Genomic DNA, 15,628 nt, shown 5'->3' on the forward strand with positions numbered 1-15,628 from the left:
ATTACGATTGATTAAACTGCTGGTTCCACTGTTCTTTGTGGCGACGAAAGTACCAAGAAGCTGTAATCATAATGCTAAACGTAGCCACTCCCACCATTCCGAAAAAGGGCGTTTCAGGAATTCGGGTAAGTGTTTCAGAGGCAAAAGCAGCGTACAACCCAATGACTGACCAGTACATAAAACTGAAATGATAACTCATATACTTTTGCTTTGGTCGTTTGGTAAGTACCGGAACCATACCCCCGAGCAACGTCACCAGACTTACGACCGCGGCAATATGAAATATTCCGAAGCCTCCCCACAGTCGGTAGATGCTAAATGCAGTAATGTTGACCAACAGCATGGAGATGGCGTACACATACCCGATTTGCGTATGGCTAACGCTTCCCTTAGGCAGCAATAAAACCAAAGTGCCCGTAATCAAACTTAAAACGGCTACTCCCAAGTGAAAGGCACCGAGTGGATCATGTACTAAATTTTTCATAAGGATTAAGCATATTTAGGTTTGGCGTTGATGTATGATTTGATAGCCACGACGTAAGCTTCAAAAGCTTCTACCCCCTTTCGGGTAATTTTGCAGGTAGTCAGCGGATAATTGTGTTTGAAGGTTTTCTGCACCTCTAAGTACCCGGCATCCTTTAGCTTATTGATCTGCACACTAAGATTTCCGGCACTTGCCTCCGTTTTCTCTTTAATGTAAGTAAACTCAGCCTCCTGTACTCCAATAAGTAGCGAGATAATTGCCAGCCGAAGTTGGGAGTGCAAGAGCGGATCGAGTGGCGCAAAGCTAGGCATGTTTATACTGCGATTTGAGCAGGTATCCTGGAATGATATACCCTACCATCGTCGCTAATGCTAGTAATAACAACTGAGTTTGAAAGGGCACGAAATAGGCTGCTAGTGCAATTACCCAGCATCCTACTCCACCGATAATTAGAGGAATAAAACGGAACAAACTTCCTGAGATAAAGATACCCATTCCGTACAGCAGCAGTATAACCGGATAAGCGATTTGATAACCTGTTACCAACGCAGCCGCTACCAGTGTAATCATAATTCCAATGAAAACCGCCAGCCATGAGCTTTGCATAAGCACACCAACGTAGGTTTTTACTCGCTGCCTTCGGTACTTACTCACCTTCCAAATTGTAGCTCCGACCCCTATTAGCATCAGCAGCCATACTGCGTACGGATAGGCAAAGGCGGTGAGGGTGAGTAAAAAATAGTGGCTCATACTAGCAGCCAATACCAGTTGTCCCCAAAGTAAGTAGAGATAACCATCATTTCTAAGATTCTCCCTAGAGTTAGCAATCATCTCTTGAATGATCTTCCAAGATTCAGCCTCGGTCATGTTTTTTCAATCTATTTTTCCGCAAACTAGTTTACGTTATAAACCAGATTCAGGTTATGAATAAAGCCGCATCTTTACTACTTAACCAGAACTGTGTCAAGCTTTTGGTACTAAATCTAACCTTGCGATACTTCGCCCTTTATGCTTTTTCTACGTAGATAGACTTCAGTGGCATTTCTTTTACTACTACTTTAGGTCGCAGCTCCAAGCGTTAATATTACTCTTTGTTTTGATCAAAAAAGCGAGTCAGCAATTCTAAACGAGGTGTAGTGGTTTGACGGATGGTATCGGCCGCGTCAGTGTTAGATTGCTCAGCGTCCCAGACGCTAGCTTCGCGAAAGGCGTGGTAGGTCCAGGAAATGCTGTGCTGCTCCGTCACTTGAATAATGTCTTCTAAATACTGATTGCCCATTTTACCCAGCCAACGCGGACTACTGAACTCGCCTAGAAACAACGGAACCTGCGGATACCGTTTTTGAAAATCCCGAACAGGTTGATAAACTGCATAGATCTTTTCTTTATTCCACCTAGCTCCCTCGATTTCGCCAGGATACTCTATTAGATCACCATCTTGCTTAAGCACCCCCTGGTGGGAAAACGCCTGAGGCTCGTACATATGAAATTCTACTGCCAAATGTTCATCGTTCGGCAATTCCATTATCGGCAATCCCCGGATGTAAGAACCTCGCCCCGCTTCATTCATTACGCGAGGAGCGGCCAGGATAATCGTATGCTGAGTATCGTATTTACGAATAGCTTCCGTTAGCTTAGCGTACAAAAGATTCAAATCGCCTGGCGAGCCAGCTTCTATTGGTTTGGGTAATCCCGGTTCATTAAGCAAATCGTAACCAGCAATCACGTCGCCGTACTCAGCGTAGCGTTGGGCAATCTGTTCCCATAGCCGAATGGTATGTTCGTGCCAAGCGAAATCTTGCCAAAACGGGTCAGAGCCGAGCATCGTCCACTGGTGTTCGGTGCCAGGGTAACGATGCGGATCAATCACTACGCCAACGCCGTATTTCTCTGACCAATACAATACACTATCTAGATAAGCAAAGGCTTCCTCATTGAAACCATAGGGCGGTTCAATGTCCATCAGCGGATTGGATGGAAAACTTAGTCGGATCAGGTTACCGCCCAGGTCAGCTAGCGCTTTTACGTCTTCCTCCACCAACGTCACTCCGCAATTAACACCTCGGTAGGTAGTGTTCTCAAAAGTGGATTGTGCCTGACCCGCAAAGGAAATTAGTAGAAGAAGAATCAGAATTCTATACATACGGTACCAGATCAGTATTCCAGAAGCTTTGGTGAGCGTGTTTTCCAGCAAGATCTTTGAAGCCGAGTTCCAGGCTGATTTCATCTACCGGAGAATCTACCCGAATCAACAGATTATTTTCTCCCGCCTGTAGCGAGATAAGCTTCCGTGTGGCGTAAGGCCAGCACCGCTGAATCTCCTTTTGATTATGCACCAGTTCGCTATTAGCCCATACCCGGAAATAGACGCTACAGCCCATCGTCAGCCAAACCTGTCGAGCCTCGGCACTCCGCAGTTTGGTGTACAGATACAGCGTTCGTTCCCCTCTTCCCAAATAATAATCGTTCAGATTAATGACAAAACCCGACGGCTGAATTTCCTGCACCATAAACGGCTGAGCATCGTACTCTTTCTGGCCAGCAATTTCCTGAACTTCTTCTCGCGTAATAAAATCCGTATCAGTATTAACCCGATCTTGGTTCATGTAGTGGAATGACGGCAAGGAAGCCAACCCGTGGTCGGGGTATTCCTCATCCATCGGCACCAAATCCGGATCGTCCTGAATGAAAGGACCCAGCAGCAACCAACTTCCGTAGTGAGGCAACGATCGCTCCAGCGTCGGCACCCGTTCGCCATCAACCTGCACTTCCACCGAATACGCCCGAGCGGATTTAGAGAAAGCAGTGTCAGGTATTTGATACGTTACCGTCCGCTCAATTACCGCTCGGCCTTCTACCGACAATTCTAGGGTAGTCTCGGAAAAAGATAAATCATCTGATTGGAGAACCAGTTGGGCTGACTGAGAATGATCGGTCAGGTTTTCGTACTTTACGATAAGCTCAGAAGCATTTTCTGAACTACGGTATACGTTTACATGGCAAGGCAATAGAGACGACAGATCAACATCAGGGGCATTAGTCAATTGGGTTTCATCAAAGTGTTGGATAAAGGCTATCCCGGCCTGAGCCGTTTCCTGGGCTAGACCACTGATGGTATTCGCGTGCTCAATGCCTATAATTTCGGGACTAACCAGCAGTTCGTCGCCTACCAGTTCTTTCCACTTGGGATCTAGATTTTCGTAGCCTTTGGCGATTCCCAGCAGAGCGCCGGCCGTAGCTACTACACAGTCGCTGTCGTGACCTAGGTGCAAGGCATCCATAATTCCATCAAAGCTTCCTTCTGATCGTAACAGGGCTAATAGCGTGAATGCTATGTTCATGGGAGCCGAAGTAAAATCAGCATCACCGTAGAAGCTTTTGATTTTGCCCATTGCTACTTCGTAGCTGCATTTCTCTGCCCAGTTCATCACGGTCGTGACCATCTGGTGTAACTCACTTTCTTCGGAAAACAGACTAAGACCTACACGGAAGATACTCCGCAAATCGCTCTCAAAGAAGGCTTCGGCTGCACAAGCCGATAGAAACTTCTCGGCATCGATAGAAAATCGGCGATGATCTAGACTGGAATCTATTTCGGCGTAGAAAGCGGCTCGTTCAGGCATTCCCGGGCACAGCATTCCCCAAATTTCGCTGCGGATGGGTGAACCCATGCCCCGGTACCAGTAGTGATTATTGTGTGTACCTGACTCCGGTGGATACACCCCTAAATCAATATTGCGGGAAGCCACTCCGTACTCACCCCAAGGAAAGCGGACGTGTTGCTTCCAGTGATCAGCAAAATCATTTTCGCGCACCCAAGGCCCTTTCTGTTTCACCATATCCAGCCAGAGTACCTGTAAATCCAGATCATCATTGGGAAAATTAGTCTCGAATAATTTTTCGGACAGTTCAATCTGGTTGAATGCTTTGATGCCCTCAATAGGCGCGCCCAGGATGCCTCCGGCACATTTTCCAATCCAGCCGCCGTGAATCTTGTCGAGATAGGTCGTATAATCTAATGTTCTGCTCATGCGTTAGAAGTTTTCTTTTTGTTCATCCAAAAGGGTGCAGTTCCTAGCCACAGTAAGGTTCCGATCAACGCCAATGTTTTGTGATTAGCGAAATCAATAACTTCGTGGTAGACTAAAAAAGCCGGAATAACCGTTAGGGCTAGTCCCAGAAATGATAGTATAATCAATAATTTTCTCATGCGGTGGTAGGTTTATTCGCGACCATTTTAGGCTGAAATAATTTGCTCAGAACGATATACAGAACTGCCCCAATAATCCAGCCGGGCACTGCCATAAAGAACATAAAATCAGCTCCGGTATAAACGTAAAGCCAGTAACAAACACCCAAAGAAACCGCCCAGGTGACGAACACAATCGAGTTGAAAGACGAACCAGTTACTTCAGCATAATTGCTCTGAAGCCCCAGACGAGGAAAAAGAAACACATCGATCAGCACCACGGCACCAACCGGAGCAGCTACTAGCGCGTAAATACCCAGAAACTGATCTAGTTTGGAAACCAGCCAAGGCGAGCACGCCAGCAGCGTTGCAATCACCCCAATAATCATGGTTAACCGCCAGCGTTTTTGTTTAGGTAACACTACCTGAAAGGCCAGTCCGGCCCGATAAATCGTAGGGTTGGCAGTTGTCCATCCGGCTACGATTACGCAGATAATTCCGGCTAAGCCTACGCTGTAAAAAGCAATCTCACCCGGTGAAGGATTTAGATTTCCAGCTTGTAAAGCGGTAGCGCACAGAATACCCGAAGCAAGCCAGGCCATATAGTGCCCCACAAACATCCCTACCGCTGAAGCCAACCCGTAAGTAGCTCGCTTAGCGTAGCGATAAATCGACATATCAGTAAGGCCAATGTGCATGGCGGTATTGCACAGCCAGGAAAACATAATCACATGCCAGATAGTGTACTGCGACAGCCCTTCTACTGCCGTACCCGTCCAGATTTTAGCATTGGCTACTTCCCAGAACCGATCTAGCGAAGTAACTCCTAGTTGGGGCAGTACTGCCACTGCTCCGGCAATGAAAATCAGTGGCATCCAAGGCGCAAAAATATTGGCAAAATTGGATACCTGATCGTAGCCCATCGTAGCCACAATCGCGATGACCGAGCCAATAGCGACTACAATTAATATCGAGAGAATATTGCTAGGATAAACATCAGTGAGACCGGGCATGGGTACATCCACCAGTAAGCCTACCGCCGTAGACGAAACCCCAATCATGGCTGCTGCCGTCGCACTGAACAGCAAAATATTAACCACGTTGTAAATAGTCACCAGCTTGAAACCGCAGATGCGCTCCAGTTGGTAGAAGATCGTCGTGCGGGTTTTCACTGCCGTAGGCGCACAAATGAACGTCCAACTTAGCGTAGCTAGAATATTCCCAATCAGTAATCCTAGAAAAATATCGCGAGCGGTGACACCATGCAAAACGAAGAGAGGGCCGATGACGAACTCGGTTCCGGCAATGTGTTCTCCAGCCACCATTCCTACAAAGCTGCGAAAGCCCTTTACTTTGTTTTCCGGTACCGGCTCCCGTTCGTACTCATTTACTTCAGCGAGTTGGTCGGTTATGTTTTTTTCAGCCATGAATTTTTGTTTAATATGAGCTCTGGGGTAGATTTTATCGGTGGCGGCTTATAAGTACTTGATTTCTTGATGCTTGCCTTTGAGCCGGGCGGGCTTCTACCGCATCGGCGGTTCGGTTTTCCATTGATGAAAAGTAGACAAAAATCTAGAAAATCTTGAAACCGCTCGGGCGGCTCCGTCGCTTCGCTCAAATAGCAAGATTTCCCATGACAAGTAGAGACTGCGTTATTCTAATCCATAGTTCATATTACTTACTTATTCGTTAGAGAGCGTGTCCACTCTTCCGTCAATAAATCATCTAGTTGCTGAACTGTATCTGCGTACTCGGCTGAGGCAGCTAAGTTCTGGTAGGCAATGGGATCGTTTTGATGATCGTATAGTTCCTGGGCAACCATTGCTCCTGTTGTGTCCTGCCAGCGGGTGTAGCGGTAGCGGTCGGTTCGCATAGAGTAGCCCATAACTTCTCCTCGTTGACGGGGGAACTGGCTTAATGCCACTTGCTTCCACTCTTGGTTCGGGTTGCTCATCAGGGGAACGAAGCTTTTGCCTTGCAAATGGTTAGGGAGAGGCAATCCAGCTAGTTCGCAGAGCGAAGGATAGATATCGACGAATTCTACCAATGCGTTAGTTTGCTTTCCGGTGGCTTCCATTTCTGGGGCACTTACAATGAGCGGAGAACGAGTGTCTAATTCAAAATTGGTGTGTTTGCACCAGTCGCCGTAGTCGCCCAGTTTCCAGCCGTGGTCGCCCCACAGAATGATAATAGTATTTTCTCTCAGTCCTAACTGCTCTAGTTCATCTAGCACCTTACCAATCTGAGCATCGGTGTAGCTTACGCAGGCGCGGTAACCGTGAATCATGTTGCGCGCTATGGTATCGTTTACGTTTTCTTCCGGCGGTATTAGCGAATACGCCCGAAGTTCATCCCATTCAGTCAACGCTACGTCAGGTGCGCCCTCGGGCGGAGTGTTCTGGTTGGGCAATTCAATATCGGCCGGGTCGTATAAGTCCCAGTATTTTTGAGGAGCGTTGAACGGTAAGTGAGGCTTGTAGAAACCTACACCTAAGAAGAATGGCTGATCTTGCTGGCTCAACTTTCCTAGTGTTTCTATTGCTCGCTGCGCCACAATTCCGTCGGGATAAGCGGTGTCGGGCACTACGGCTCGTTCGTAGGGTGGGCCACCACCGTCGTTTTGGTCAGCCATTGCGTTGCTTTCGTTGGTTACATAAGCCCGCCAGTTTTCCATCGGCCACTGCGGTTCAATCCGCCGATCTTGATTACCTCCTTCTACACTCCAGGACGCGCTATCCAGAATAGCCGCGTGGAAGATTTTCCCCCAAAACTCAGCGTGGTAGCCCTGCTGCATAAAGTGCTCCGAAATAGTTGTCACTGAGGAAGGAACTACATCGCGGAAGTAGGTTTGCAAATCGTAGACGTGAGAGGAGTCTGGTCGAAGTCCCGTCATCAGACTGGTACGAGACGGAGAGCAAACGGCCTGCTGGCAGTACGCCCGATTAAACACCAAACCCTGACTAGCCAGTCGGTCAATATTAGGTGACTGGATATAGTCTTTACCGTAGCAACCCAGTTCGGGACGCAGGTCGTCTACCGCGATGAACAGCACATTAGGTGGGGATACCGTTTCAGTAGTAGTTTCGGGGGCGGGTGATTGGCAACTCGAGAAACTAAGTATTCCAAGTAAATAAATAGGTAATGAACGAATAGTGAGCATTATTGGGAAATAATAGATTTTGTGCAGAAATTTTCTATTCTCTATCCAGTAGCAACCGCATCAACTGTTCTGCGGCGACCTGTCCTTTTTGGCGGACAAACGGACGGGGAGTATTGTCACCTACTTCGTAGACTAGGCTCTCGGCACCGAACTCACGGAACAGAAAGTTTTTGGAAACGCCCGTACCATTCACGCTACCTTTAGCATTGATTTCGTAATCAGGAATATTGTCTTCAATAGAACTGAGCCACTCGGCCATCAGTCCGGGAGTGTTAGTCACCGATACGCTGTCTAGCGTGTAGTAGATATCGTCCCAGGTCGAGTGAAAATCAACTCCGAAGTAGAGTTTGGCTCCCTCATCTGTTTTTTTCCGTAGAAAATCGCGCACCGCCCGGGTTTCGGGATGATAAAACTGGTTCCAGTCCCGATTCAGATCTACCCCTCCGGCACTATGGCGCCAGTGGCCTAAATCGACCCCATCGGGGTTCATGAGTGGCACTACGTAGGTGGTATATTCTTTTCTGAATTTCTGGGCGAGTTTGCTATCTCCGGTCAAGGTTTCTACAAAAGCTTTCATCGCTAGCCATCCGGTTACCTCCGGCGGATGCTGTCGTCCGAACACCATTACGATTTTATCTTCCTGCTTACCTTCGCTGATTTTCATATTTCGCATCGGTCGCCCTAATCGGCTCTCGCCAATATCGGAGTAGCTGATGTAGGACTGTTGTGACAAGCTATCAATCCAGGCAAAAATATGCTTACTGGTCTGCAACTCCTGCCCAGCTACCCACAGCGTATCGGCATCCAGTGATAACTTTATTACCACTGTTTCGGGAAGGGAATTCGGCCCAAAGTCCGCTTCGCCTTTATTAAATTCCTGATAGTTCGCGGAATCCAGCGGTTGCCAGCTTTCACCATCACGACTGAGTTTAGGAAAGTAACGATGCTTGGCATTTTGGTAGGTAAATTTTACCAGTGCTTCTTTCGGCTCGTCTGACCAAATTTTGAAGGCATACCAGGGGCTAGGATTAATAGGTGCATTTTCGGGAGTGATCCACACCATCAGCGTATCTTCTTTCATTAAAGCTCCGTTAAGCCGGGCTCCGTCAAACTCGTTACTAATGTAAATTCCAGCATCCTCAAACGCAAACGTAGTTTGGTACTGCTGCTGAATAGGTCGGGGACTGGTATCTACTTCCTGAACCTGGCCCTGGCCTTGGTATGTTTTCTTGGGAGTCTGCGACCAGCCAATCAAGCTACTGGTCAGCATTAGTAAAATGATAAGTGTAGTGTGCATAGTAAATGATTGCGAAGCAAACTAAATAACATCAATCCACCATCCTTATCTGTCCTGAATGGCTCCGCTGAATCTACGAATATTTTGCTAATGGTTGCCCCTTACCTACTCTAGCGAAGCCCCAAGCGAGAAGCAGTCCGGTAATAATATCCCAGATGCCCCACCAACCGGCCAGAAACGCCATACCTCCCAGCCCATCGTAAAAGTTGAAGATAATCACCAGGGCTAGACCCGAGTTCTGAATGCCCGTTTCTATTGCGATGGCTTTTCGGTCAGACAATTTGAGCCCAAATAACGCACTTATTCCGTAGCCAAGTAAATACGCCAACGTGTTATGAGCCAGCACAATCAGCAACAGTAAATGAACGTACTGTAGGAATAGGTCAAAGTTCGCCGAAAAAGCGGCAACGATAAAGACTGCGAATATAATCAATGAGAAAATTCGCATGGGTCGCCGCGCTTTCTGCGTGAACTTAGGAAAATACCGATTAACCAGCATCCCTACCAACAATGGCAGTCCAACTACCCACAGAAGCGTGCCGATCATCTGACCTACTGATAAAGAAATGGCCGACACTTCGCTCTGCGACTGTAGATACAAACCTGACCAAAAAGTAAAGTTAAGCGGTACGGTGACCACGGCTACCAGCGTAGCCAAAGCGGTTAGGCTTACCGATAAAGCTCCATTGCCTTTCGCCATCACAGTAAACATATTGGATAGGTTACCCCCGGGACAGGCGGCCACTAACAGCATGCCCAGAGCAACACTGGTGGTGGGCTGAATTATCCGAATAAGTAGATAACTGATAGCAGGTAACAACAAAAGTTGAGAAGCCAATCCGACTAATACGCTACGCGGAGAACGAAACAGCCGTTGAAAGTCGGCAACGGTTAACTCTAGGGCTACACCGAACATCACCAAGCTCAGGCAAAAATTCAGCAATTGCAGACTTTGCTGATTGAAGTTCAGCGTGAGTTTATCGAGTACTTCCATAAACGAAAAAAGCCATCTCTCGGGAGATGGCTTCTTTAGTAGCTACGTTTCATTTAATGGGTAACCATTGGATCTAGCTTCTTCGCTTGCTCCACAAAGTCGGTGATTTGCTTTACTCCGGGAACCACGCGGGTTAGCTTTTTGGCTGCATTGGTTTCCAAAAGTTTGGCATGCAGATTTTCAGGGTTACGGTTACGCAATTCCTTCACTGTGTCTACTCCTGAAGCTTTCAGTAGCTCAGCAAATTGCCCAGCAATGCCTTTGATACGGAAAAGATCGGCCATGTTTACATAGGTCAGAATTTTGCTTTCGTCAATTTTACTGGCTTCAGCAATAGCTTTTCGTCCTTTTTTGGTCGCTCCTTCTTTCAGCAAGCCACCTACAGAGCGAACGCCCGCTTTGGCTAACTTCTTCTGAACGGTAACGCCAACGCCTTCAATGTCGGTGATAGTTTTTGACATGGTAAGAGATGTTTGGTTTATTATCGATTTATTAAATGAATCGTTTGAAAGTCACTTCTGAAAGCAAGAAAAGTAATTGTATTTCACTCTGGTTACCAAAATAGAAAAAAAATCAATAGCAAAGCTATTCTAGTACCTTAAATCACTTTTTAGTCAGATTAAATTGAGAAGTTTATGAATATTGGAAGTCTATTATCTAAGATTATTAGTAGACCATCGTACTTAGATTAATGTCATGATCTAATATCAGGTATTTATTATTCGTTAGTATGTTTGCAAAAACGCAAACAATTGTATAATTTTAGCGTAATAGCAAATGAGAGTTATTGCCAAAAGAACATTACGAGAGTTTTGGGAAAAGCATAGTGATGCTCAGTCTGCTTTGGAAGAGTGGTATCTGAAAGCTGAGCGAGCGAATTGGCAAAATCCAAACGATATTATCAGCAATATCTCCAACGCTCGCTATTTAGGTGACAATAAGTTCTCATCTAAAATAAAGGGTAACCAGTACCGATTAATTGTCAAGGCAAATTTTGCGTATCAAGTAGTTTATATCCGGTTTATTGGTACTCACGACGGATACGATAAAATTGACGTAACGAAGTTATGAGCCACAAAATAATCTTACATAAACCAATTCGAAATGAAGAAGAGTTAAATGCGGCTTTTGCTCGCATTGACGAACTTATGAATGCTCAACTTGGCACTCCTACAGGAGAAGAACTAGATTTGCTTAGCGAGTTGGTGTGGGCTTATGAACAGCGACATTATCCTATCGGCGCCCCTGATCCCATTGACTTATTAAACTTAAAAATTGAAGCGGGCGAAATTACTTTGGAACAATTAAAAGAAGTCCTACCCAATCGTTCCACACGCTCTCAAATACTTAATAAGCATCGCCGTATTACCACACAAGCGGCCACAGAAATGGTTAACCGTCGCTGGATACCTGCCGAATCCTTTTTTCTAACTTCGTATTGGAATTCTTTAGATTGAAATAGTAAAACTCATTGTATCCCACAGTCTCTGAACTATATTTCCTATTGATGTACAGCATTGCTGTTTCCTTGCTTTTATTGTTAGCTTCACCTGCTATGAGTCAAGATACCACCCTTCACATTCAACCTACTGAAAATTTTGAGATTGACGGTGAGGGTAGTTATTCCGCCTGGAGTAAAACTGAGTGGGTAACGCTATTGCTCCAGCACGGTCCATCGCAAGAACTACTCACTCAAGCCAAAGTACTGTACTCCGAAACGGGTATTTATTTTCTGATGCAGTGCGAAGATGAGCAACTCACTGCTACGCTGACCGAAGATTTTTCTGATTTATACAAAGAAGATGTGGTAGAAGTCTTTCTGTGGACGGATGAAGCTCAACCGCTTTACTTCGAGTACGAGCTTTCTCCTCTGAACTACGAGTTACCCATTATCATCCCCAACCGCGATGGTACGTTTTTTGGCTGGCGACCCTGGCACTACGAAGGCGAACGACGCACCCGTCACGCTACTTCCGTACAGGGTGGAGAGAGGGAAAGCATGGCAAAAGCTAGCGGCTGGACGGCGGAATTCTTCATCCCTTACGCTTTACTTAAACCATTGGGAAATGTTCCACCCCAAGCAGGCACTCGCTGGCGAGGTAATTTGTACCGAATAGACTATGATTTGGATGAGCCTCGCTACTGGCAGTGGCAACCTACCTCGGGTAGTTTCCATGAATATCAGAAGTTCGGTACCTTTGTGTTTGAATAATTTTCTGTATTTCCGTTATCTCTAGTGCGTACGCGTTTAACGCAGCATAACAATTTCAATCCACAGTTGGCAGTAAAAATTCCCTCGGGGATTAAAATAGAATTATTATTGATACACCTCTCGGTAACGCTCTACTAGCCAAGCTAATTCCGCACCGTTAGTAGAAGATATTTTTTCCTGTTTAGCAAACTCCTCAAGTTCAAGAGAGTGATAGCAAAGCAAGTAGATAAGATGCTCTACTGACTTTACCATAACTATATCGCTTTCAGACCTTATCAAATAGTGCTGGTCATCCTTACGATCAAAACGAAGAGGTACTGAGAGTCCCACGCTCATTTTAGTCACGATAGCCGGAAATTGAGAGTTCCATATTCTTACAAATCCTGATAGGTCTAAGTTATTGCTTTCATCCAGGTAGATAAACGCTTCACCTCCAATGGTCACACTATCGAACCGATTTGGTGTAGCAAAAGCATAAATTGAGTCATTATTGATGTATTGCAGTTCGTCGTGATAAAGGTTCAGCCTCATCGGGATGTTGGTAAACTTGGTTTTATTATCAAAATATACCGTCCCAGGCAGGAAATCGTCGTAGAGAAACCGACTTCCCTTGATAGCATCAATTTCGTAACCGGAATTAGCGTCTTGGCCAATTGCCGAATAAGTTAGCGAGGCTAATATAAAAATCAGTGCAAGGTATGTTCCTGTTGGGCTAACCATATGAGCGTAATCAAAAAAATAACTCAGCCTATTATGTCTAATCTAATGGTTTTTAATTAGTTTTCCTAGCGTTACTCACACCCTAACTTCGCCCTTCGCTCTATGCGCCACCTACCAATCTCGTCATTGTTTTTACTATTTAGCTCAACTGTTTTTGGGCAGGATATTAATTATTTTCACTACGTAAAAACGCACTGCGACAACCTGATTGAGCACGGAAGAGACAACTACGGAAGTGTTTCTAATAATCTGATTGCCTCAGTAATTGATACCCGCGACATGAGCGTGCCTAAAGCCAACGTTCCGCCTACCGAAGGTACCCGCGCTCATGACCGAGCCGTGGGTGGCAGCAACTTTTATCATGATGTAGAAACCATCAAACTTTTTCTCGCCCTAAGCAAGCTTACTGGTGAAGACCAGTATCAGCGTACCGCCGATGCTTACGCCCGAGACCTTCTAAAGTATTGCCAAAATCCCGCTACCGGACTGCTGGCTTGGGGCGAACACTTGTACTACAACTTTTACGCTGACTCGGTGATGGTGGGTGATCTGGAAAATCCTCGCGATGATATTTACCATGAGTTTTTAGCGGAAACCCCACCCTGGGAATTTCTATGGAACATTGACACTTCCGCCGTCCGCAAGGCAATCTCCGGGGTACGCTACCACTTTCGTAGTCCAACCACGCAGACTTTTTTGTTCAATCGCCACGCTCGCTGGCAGAAAGTTGATAAGCCTGATTATCGAGGTTTAGCCCAGTATCAAGATGGCGGGCAACCGTGGATCAAGCACAGTGGCTTGCAGTGTTACTCATTTTCCTTTCTGTACAGTAAAACCGAAAACCCACTGTGGAAGAAATGGACGGAAGGCAGTGGCTCGCTTTACTGGAAATACCGTAATCCCGAAACAAACCTAACGGTTTCCTGCATTGATGATCCTCGTGATATTGCCCGCTACGCTTCGCTCAGTCAAACTTCTCTACTTTGCTATTATTGGCTTAAATCGGCTCAGCAGCATCCGAAGTTTAATTATTTACAGGAACGAGCCGAAGTTATGCTCAAGTCGATTGAGAAATACTCCTGGCATCCAGAAAAACACAGTTATTACAATCTGCTACATCTGGATGGACAAACCCTCAACGAAGGCGTCATTCCCGTTATCTTCACTGGCTACGGCGGTTCCGATGTAATTCAGTTCGGCCGGATTGCCGCTTATTTCTACCAAACTACCCAAGACCCTGCCTATAAAGAAATGGTGAAGAAAGTAGCCGATATGCTGCTAAAAACCGGTTGGCCGGATGACTTCGTGGTAAACAGTCTGGCAAATGCTCTACAATTTACGCTGGATGCTCACGAAATTCTAGAAGATGATCGTCTGCTGCAATCTGCTCAAAACTACGCCAACATTGCCGTAGAGAAACTCTGGAGTGGGCAACTATTTGTTCGTCAGCCTAACGATCCTTATTACGAAGCTAAGCTAGAAACCAACAACTTGGTTGCTGGACTACTCCGCTTGCATTTGACTGAAAGTAATCAGCTCAGCCACAACTCACTAACAGACTGGTCGTTTTAATTAATTATTTTACTGCCACTATGCAATATCTTGTTTCTCGCTATCTCTTTGCTTTTTTTCTTCTTCTTGAGCTAGCCTGCTCTTCTTCCAACCAATCATCCGAAAACAATACCCACTTCCGAGAAGAAATATCTGAAAAAGACAGTCTCTACCAAAGTCAAGATTTTACTGAGCTGCAAGGCTTTACTAAAGGCATTGAAGGCCCGGCAGTAGATGCGGAAGGACGTGTCTACGCGGTTAATTTTCAAAAGCAGGGAACCATCGGGAAGATTACCGCTGAAGGTGAGGCTTCTGTATTCATTGAACTGCCCGAAGGAAGCATAGGCAATGGAATTCGCTTCAATCAGGCAGGCGATATGTTGATCGCCGATTATCCGCAACACAACATCCTGAAAGTGAACATGGCTAGCCAGTCCGTTTCCGTATTCGCTCATAACGACTCTATGAACCAGCCTAACGATATTGCTATCACCAGTAAAGATGTACTGTTTGCTAGCGATCCCAACTGGTCGGAAAGTACTGGGCAACTCTGGCGGATTGACCCGAACGGCAACACTGCTTTGCTGGAAGAAAATATGGGTACTACCAACGGCGTAGAAGTTAGTCCTGATGAAAAAACGCTCTACGTCAACGAGAGCGTACAACGGGTAGTGTGGGCTTACGACCTATCCCCCGACGGACAGATCAGCAACAAACGCAAACTCATCACTTTCCCCGACTATGGCATGGACGGAATACGCTGCGATGTAGCGGGCAACCTCTACATCACTCGCCACGGTAAAGGCACAGTTGTAAAAGTTTCACCCGAAGGCGAAGTGCTCCAAGAAATTAAGATGACCGGAGAGCTTCCTTCTAACATTGCTTTTGGCGGTTCCGACGGAAGAACTGCTTACGTTACCTTGCAAGACAGAGGCTGTATTGAAACGTTCCGAGTAGAAAAGCCAGGACGAGCTTGGGAAATGCATTAACCTGACTAATTTTCTGCAAAATTACTAACTGA

At 46.1% G+C, this 15,628-nt stretch carries 17 protein-coding genes; 5 read left to right on the plus strand and 12 right to left on the minus strand.

Annotated features, from left to right (window positions below; translation table 11 throughout):
* Window position 1: 1 nt before the first annotated feature.
* From P0M28_RS13360 to P0M28_RS13410, 11 genes are all read right to left on the minus strand, one after another.
* Window positions 2-484, minus strand: coding sequence for a DUF2306 domain-containing protein (locus P0M28_RS13360; protein ID WP_302210410.1), 483 nt, complete (start codon window positions 482-484; stop codon window positions 2-4).
* A 5-nt stretch (window positions 485-489) separates the two neighbouring features.
* The gene (locus P0M28_RS13365; RefSeq protein ID WP_302210411.1) at window positions 490-795 is read right to left on the minus strand and encodes a winged helix-turn-helix domain-containing protein; all 306 of its coding nucleotides are present in this window, start codon (window positions 793-795) and stop codon (window positions 490-492) included.
* On the minus strand, window positions 788-1,351 hold the full coding sequence (locus P0M28_RS13370; protein WP_302210412.1) for a hypothetical protein: 564 nt from the start codon (window positions 1,349-1,351) through the stop codon (window positions 788-790). The genes P0M28_RS13365 and P0M28_RS13370 overlap by 8 nt, the downstream gene beginning before the upstream one ends.
* A 217-nt stretch (window positions 1,352-1,568) precedes the next feature.
* Window positions 1,569-2,627 carry a glycoside hydrolase family 5 protein gene (locus P0M28_RS13375; protein WP_302210413.1) on the minus strand — a complete coding sequence of 353 codons (1,059 nt, stop codon included), beginning with the start codon at window positions 2,625-2,627 and terminating at the stop codon, window positions 1,569-1,571.
* Window positions 2,620-4,515 carry an ADP-ribosylglycohydrolase family protein gene (locus P0M28_RS13380; protein WP_302210414.1) on the minus strand — a complete coding sequence of 632 codons (1,896 nt, stop codon included), beginning with the start codon at window positions 4,513-4,515 and terminating at the stop codon, window positions 2,620-2,622. The genes P0M28_RS13375 and P0M28_RS13380 overlap by 8 nt, the downstream gene beginning before the upstream one ends.
* Window positions 4,512-4,694, minus strand: coding sequence for a hypothetical protein (locus P0M28_RS13385; RefSeq protein WP_302210415.1), 183 nt, complete (start codon window positions 4,692-4,694; stop codon window positions 4,512-4,514). The genes P0M28_RS13380 and P0M28_RS13385 overlap by 4 nt, the downstream gene beginning before the upstream one ends.
* A complete protein-coding gene (locus P0M28_RS13390; protein ID WP_302210416.1) occupies window positions 4,691-6,100 on the minus strand; it encodes a purine-cytosine permease family protein in 1,410 nt (469 codons plus the stop codon). Before P0M28_RS13390 ends, P0M28_RS13385 begins: the two co-directional genes overlap by 4 nt.
* Window positions 6,101-6,351: 251 nt before the next feature.
* Window positions 6,352-7,833, minus strand: coding sequence for a sulfatase (locus P0M28_RS13395; RefSeq protein WP_302210417.1), 1,482 nt, complete (start codon window positions 7,831-7,833; stop codon window positions 6,352-6,354).
* A gap of 34 nt (window positions 7,834-7,867) precedes the next feature.
* On the minus strand, window positions 7,868-9,130 hold the full coding sequence (locus tag P0M28_RS13400; RefSeq protein WP_302210418.1) for a M14 family metallopeptidase: 1,263 nt from the start codon (window positions 9,128-9,130) through the stop codon (window positions 7,868-7,870).
* Window positions 9,131-9,203: 73 nt separating this feature from the next.
* Entirely contained in the window at window positions 9,204-10,124 is a 921-nt protein-coding gene (locus tag P0M28_RS13405) for a bile acid:sodium symporter family protein (RefSeq protein WP_302210419.1), read from the minus strand.
* A gap of 53 nt (window positions 10,125-10,177) precedes the next feature.
* Window positions 10,178-10,585 (minus strand): DUF4332 domain-containing protein, encoded by a 408-nt coding sequence (locus tag P0M28_RS13410; protein WP_302210420.1) that lies wholly within the window; start codon window positions 10,583-10,585, stop codon window positions 10,178-10,180.
* Window positions 10,586-10,901: 316 nt separating this feature from the next.
* On the opposite strand from P0M28_RS13410, the gene P0M28_RS13415 reads away from it, so the two are divergent.
* The 3 genes from P0M28_RS13415 to P0M28_RS13425 all read left to right on the plus strand — a co-directional run bounded on the left by P0M28_RS13415 (window position 10,902) and on the right by P0M28_RS13425 (window position 12,336).
* The gene (locus P0M28_RS13415; RefSeq protein WP_302210421.1) at window positions 10,902-11,195 is read left to right on the plus strand and encodes a type II toxin-antitoxin system HigB family toxin; all 294 of its coding nucleotides are present in this window, start codon (window positions 10,902-10,904) and stop codon (window positions 11,193-11,195) included.
* Window positions 11,192-11,581: a helix-turn-helix domain-containing protein gene (locus P0M28_RS13420; RefSeq protein ID WP_302210422.1), complete on the plus strand. Its 390-nt coding sequence runs from the start codon at window positions 11,192-11,194 to the stop codon at window positions 11,579-11,581. Before P0M28_RS13415 ends, P0M28_RS13420 begins: the two co-directional genes overlap by 4 nt.
* Window positions 11,582-11,679: 98 nt before the next feature.
* Window positions 11,680-12,336, plus strand: coding sequence for a carbohydrate-binding family 9-like protein (locus P0M28_RS13425; protein ID WP_302210423.1), 657 nt, complete (start codon window positions 11,680-11,682; stop codon window positions 12,334-12,336).
* 105 nt (window positions 12,337-12,441) lie between these two features.
* On the opposite strand, the gene P0M28_RS13430 is transcribed toward P0M28_RS13425, so the two are convergent.
* Window positions 12,442-13,056 carry a hypothetical protein gene (locus tag P0M28_RS13430; protein WP_302210424.1) on the minus strand — a complete coding sequence of 205 codons (615 nt, stop codon included), beginning with the start codon at window positions 13,054-13,056 and terminating at the stop codon, window positions 12,442-12,444.
* Between the two features lie 102 nt (window positions 13,057-13,158).
* Here P0M28_RS13430 and P0M28_RS13435 point away from each other — a divergent pair, with 102 nt between their 5' ends.
* Both P0M28_RS13435 and P0M28_RS13440 read left to right on the plus strand, forming a co-directional pair.
* Window positions 13,159-14,628 carry a hypothetical protein gene (locus P0M28_RS13435; RefSeq protein WP_302210425.1) on the plus strand — a complete coding sequence of 490 codons (1,470 nt, stop codon included), beginning with the start codon at window positions 13,159-13,161 and terminating at the stop codon, window positions 14,626-14,628.
* Between the two features lie 20 nt (window positions 14,629-14,648).
* The gene (locus tag P0M28_RS13440; RefSeq protein ID WP_302210426.1) at window positions 14,649-15,596 is read left to right on the plus strand and encodes an SMP-30/gluconolactonase/LRE family protein; all 948 of its coding nucleotides are present in this window, start codon (window positions 14,649-14,651) and stop codon (window positions 15,594-15,596) included.
* The last annotated feature ends 32 nt before the right edge of the window (window positions 15,597-15,628 follow it).

The organism is Tunicatimonas pelagia (assembly GCF_030506325.1).
GTDB classification, from domain to species: Bacteria; Bacteroidota; Bacteroidia; order Cytophagales; family Cyclobacteriaceae; genus Tunicatimonas; species Tunicatimonas pelagia.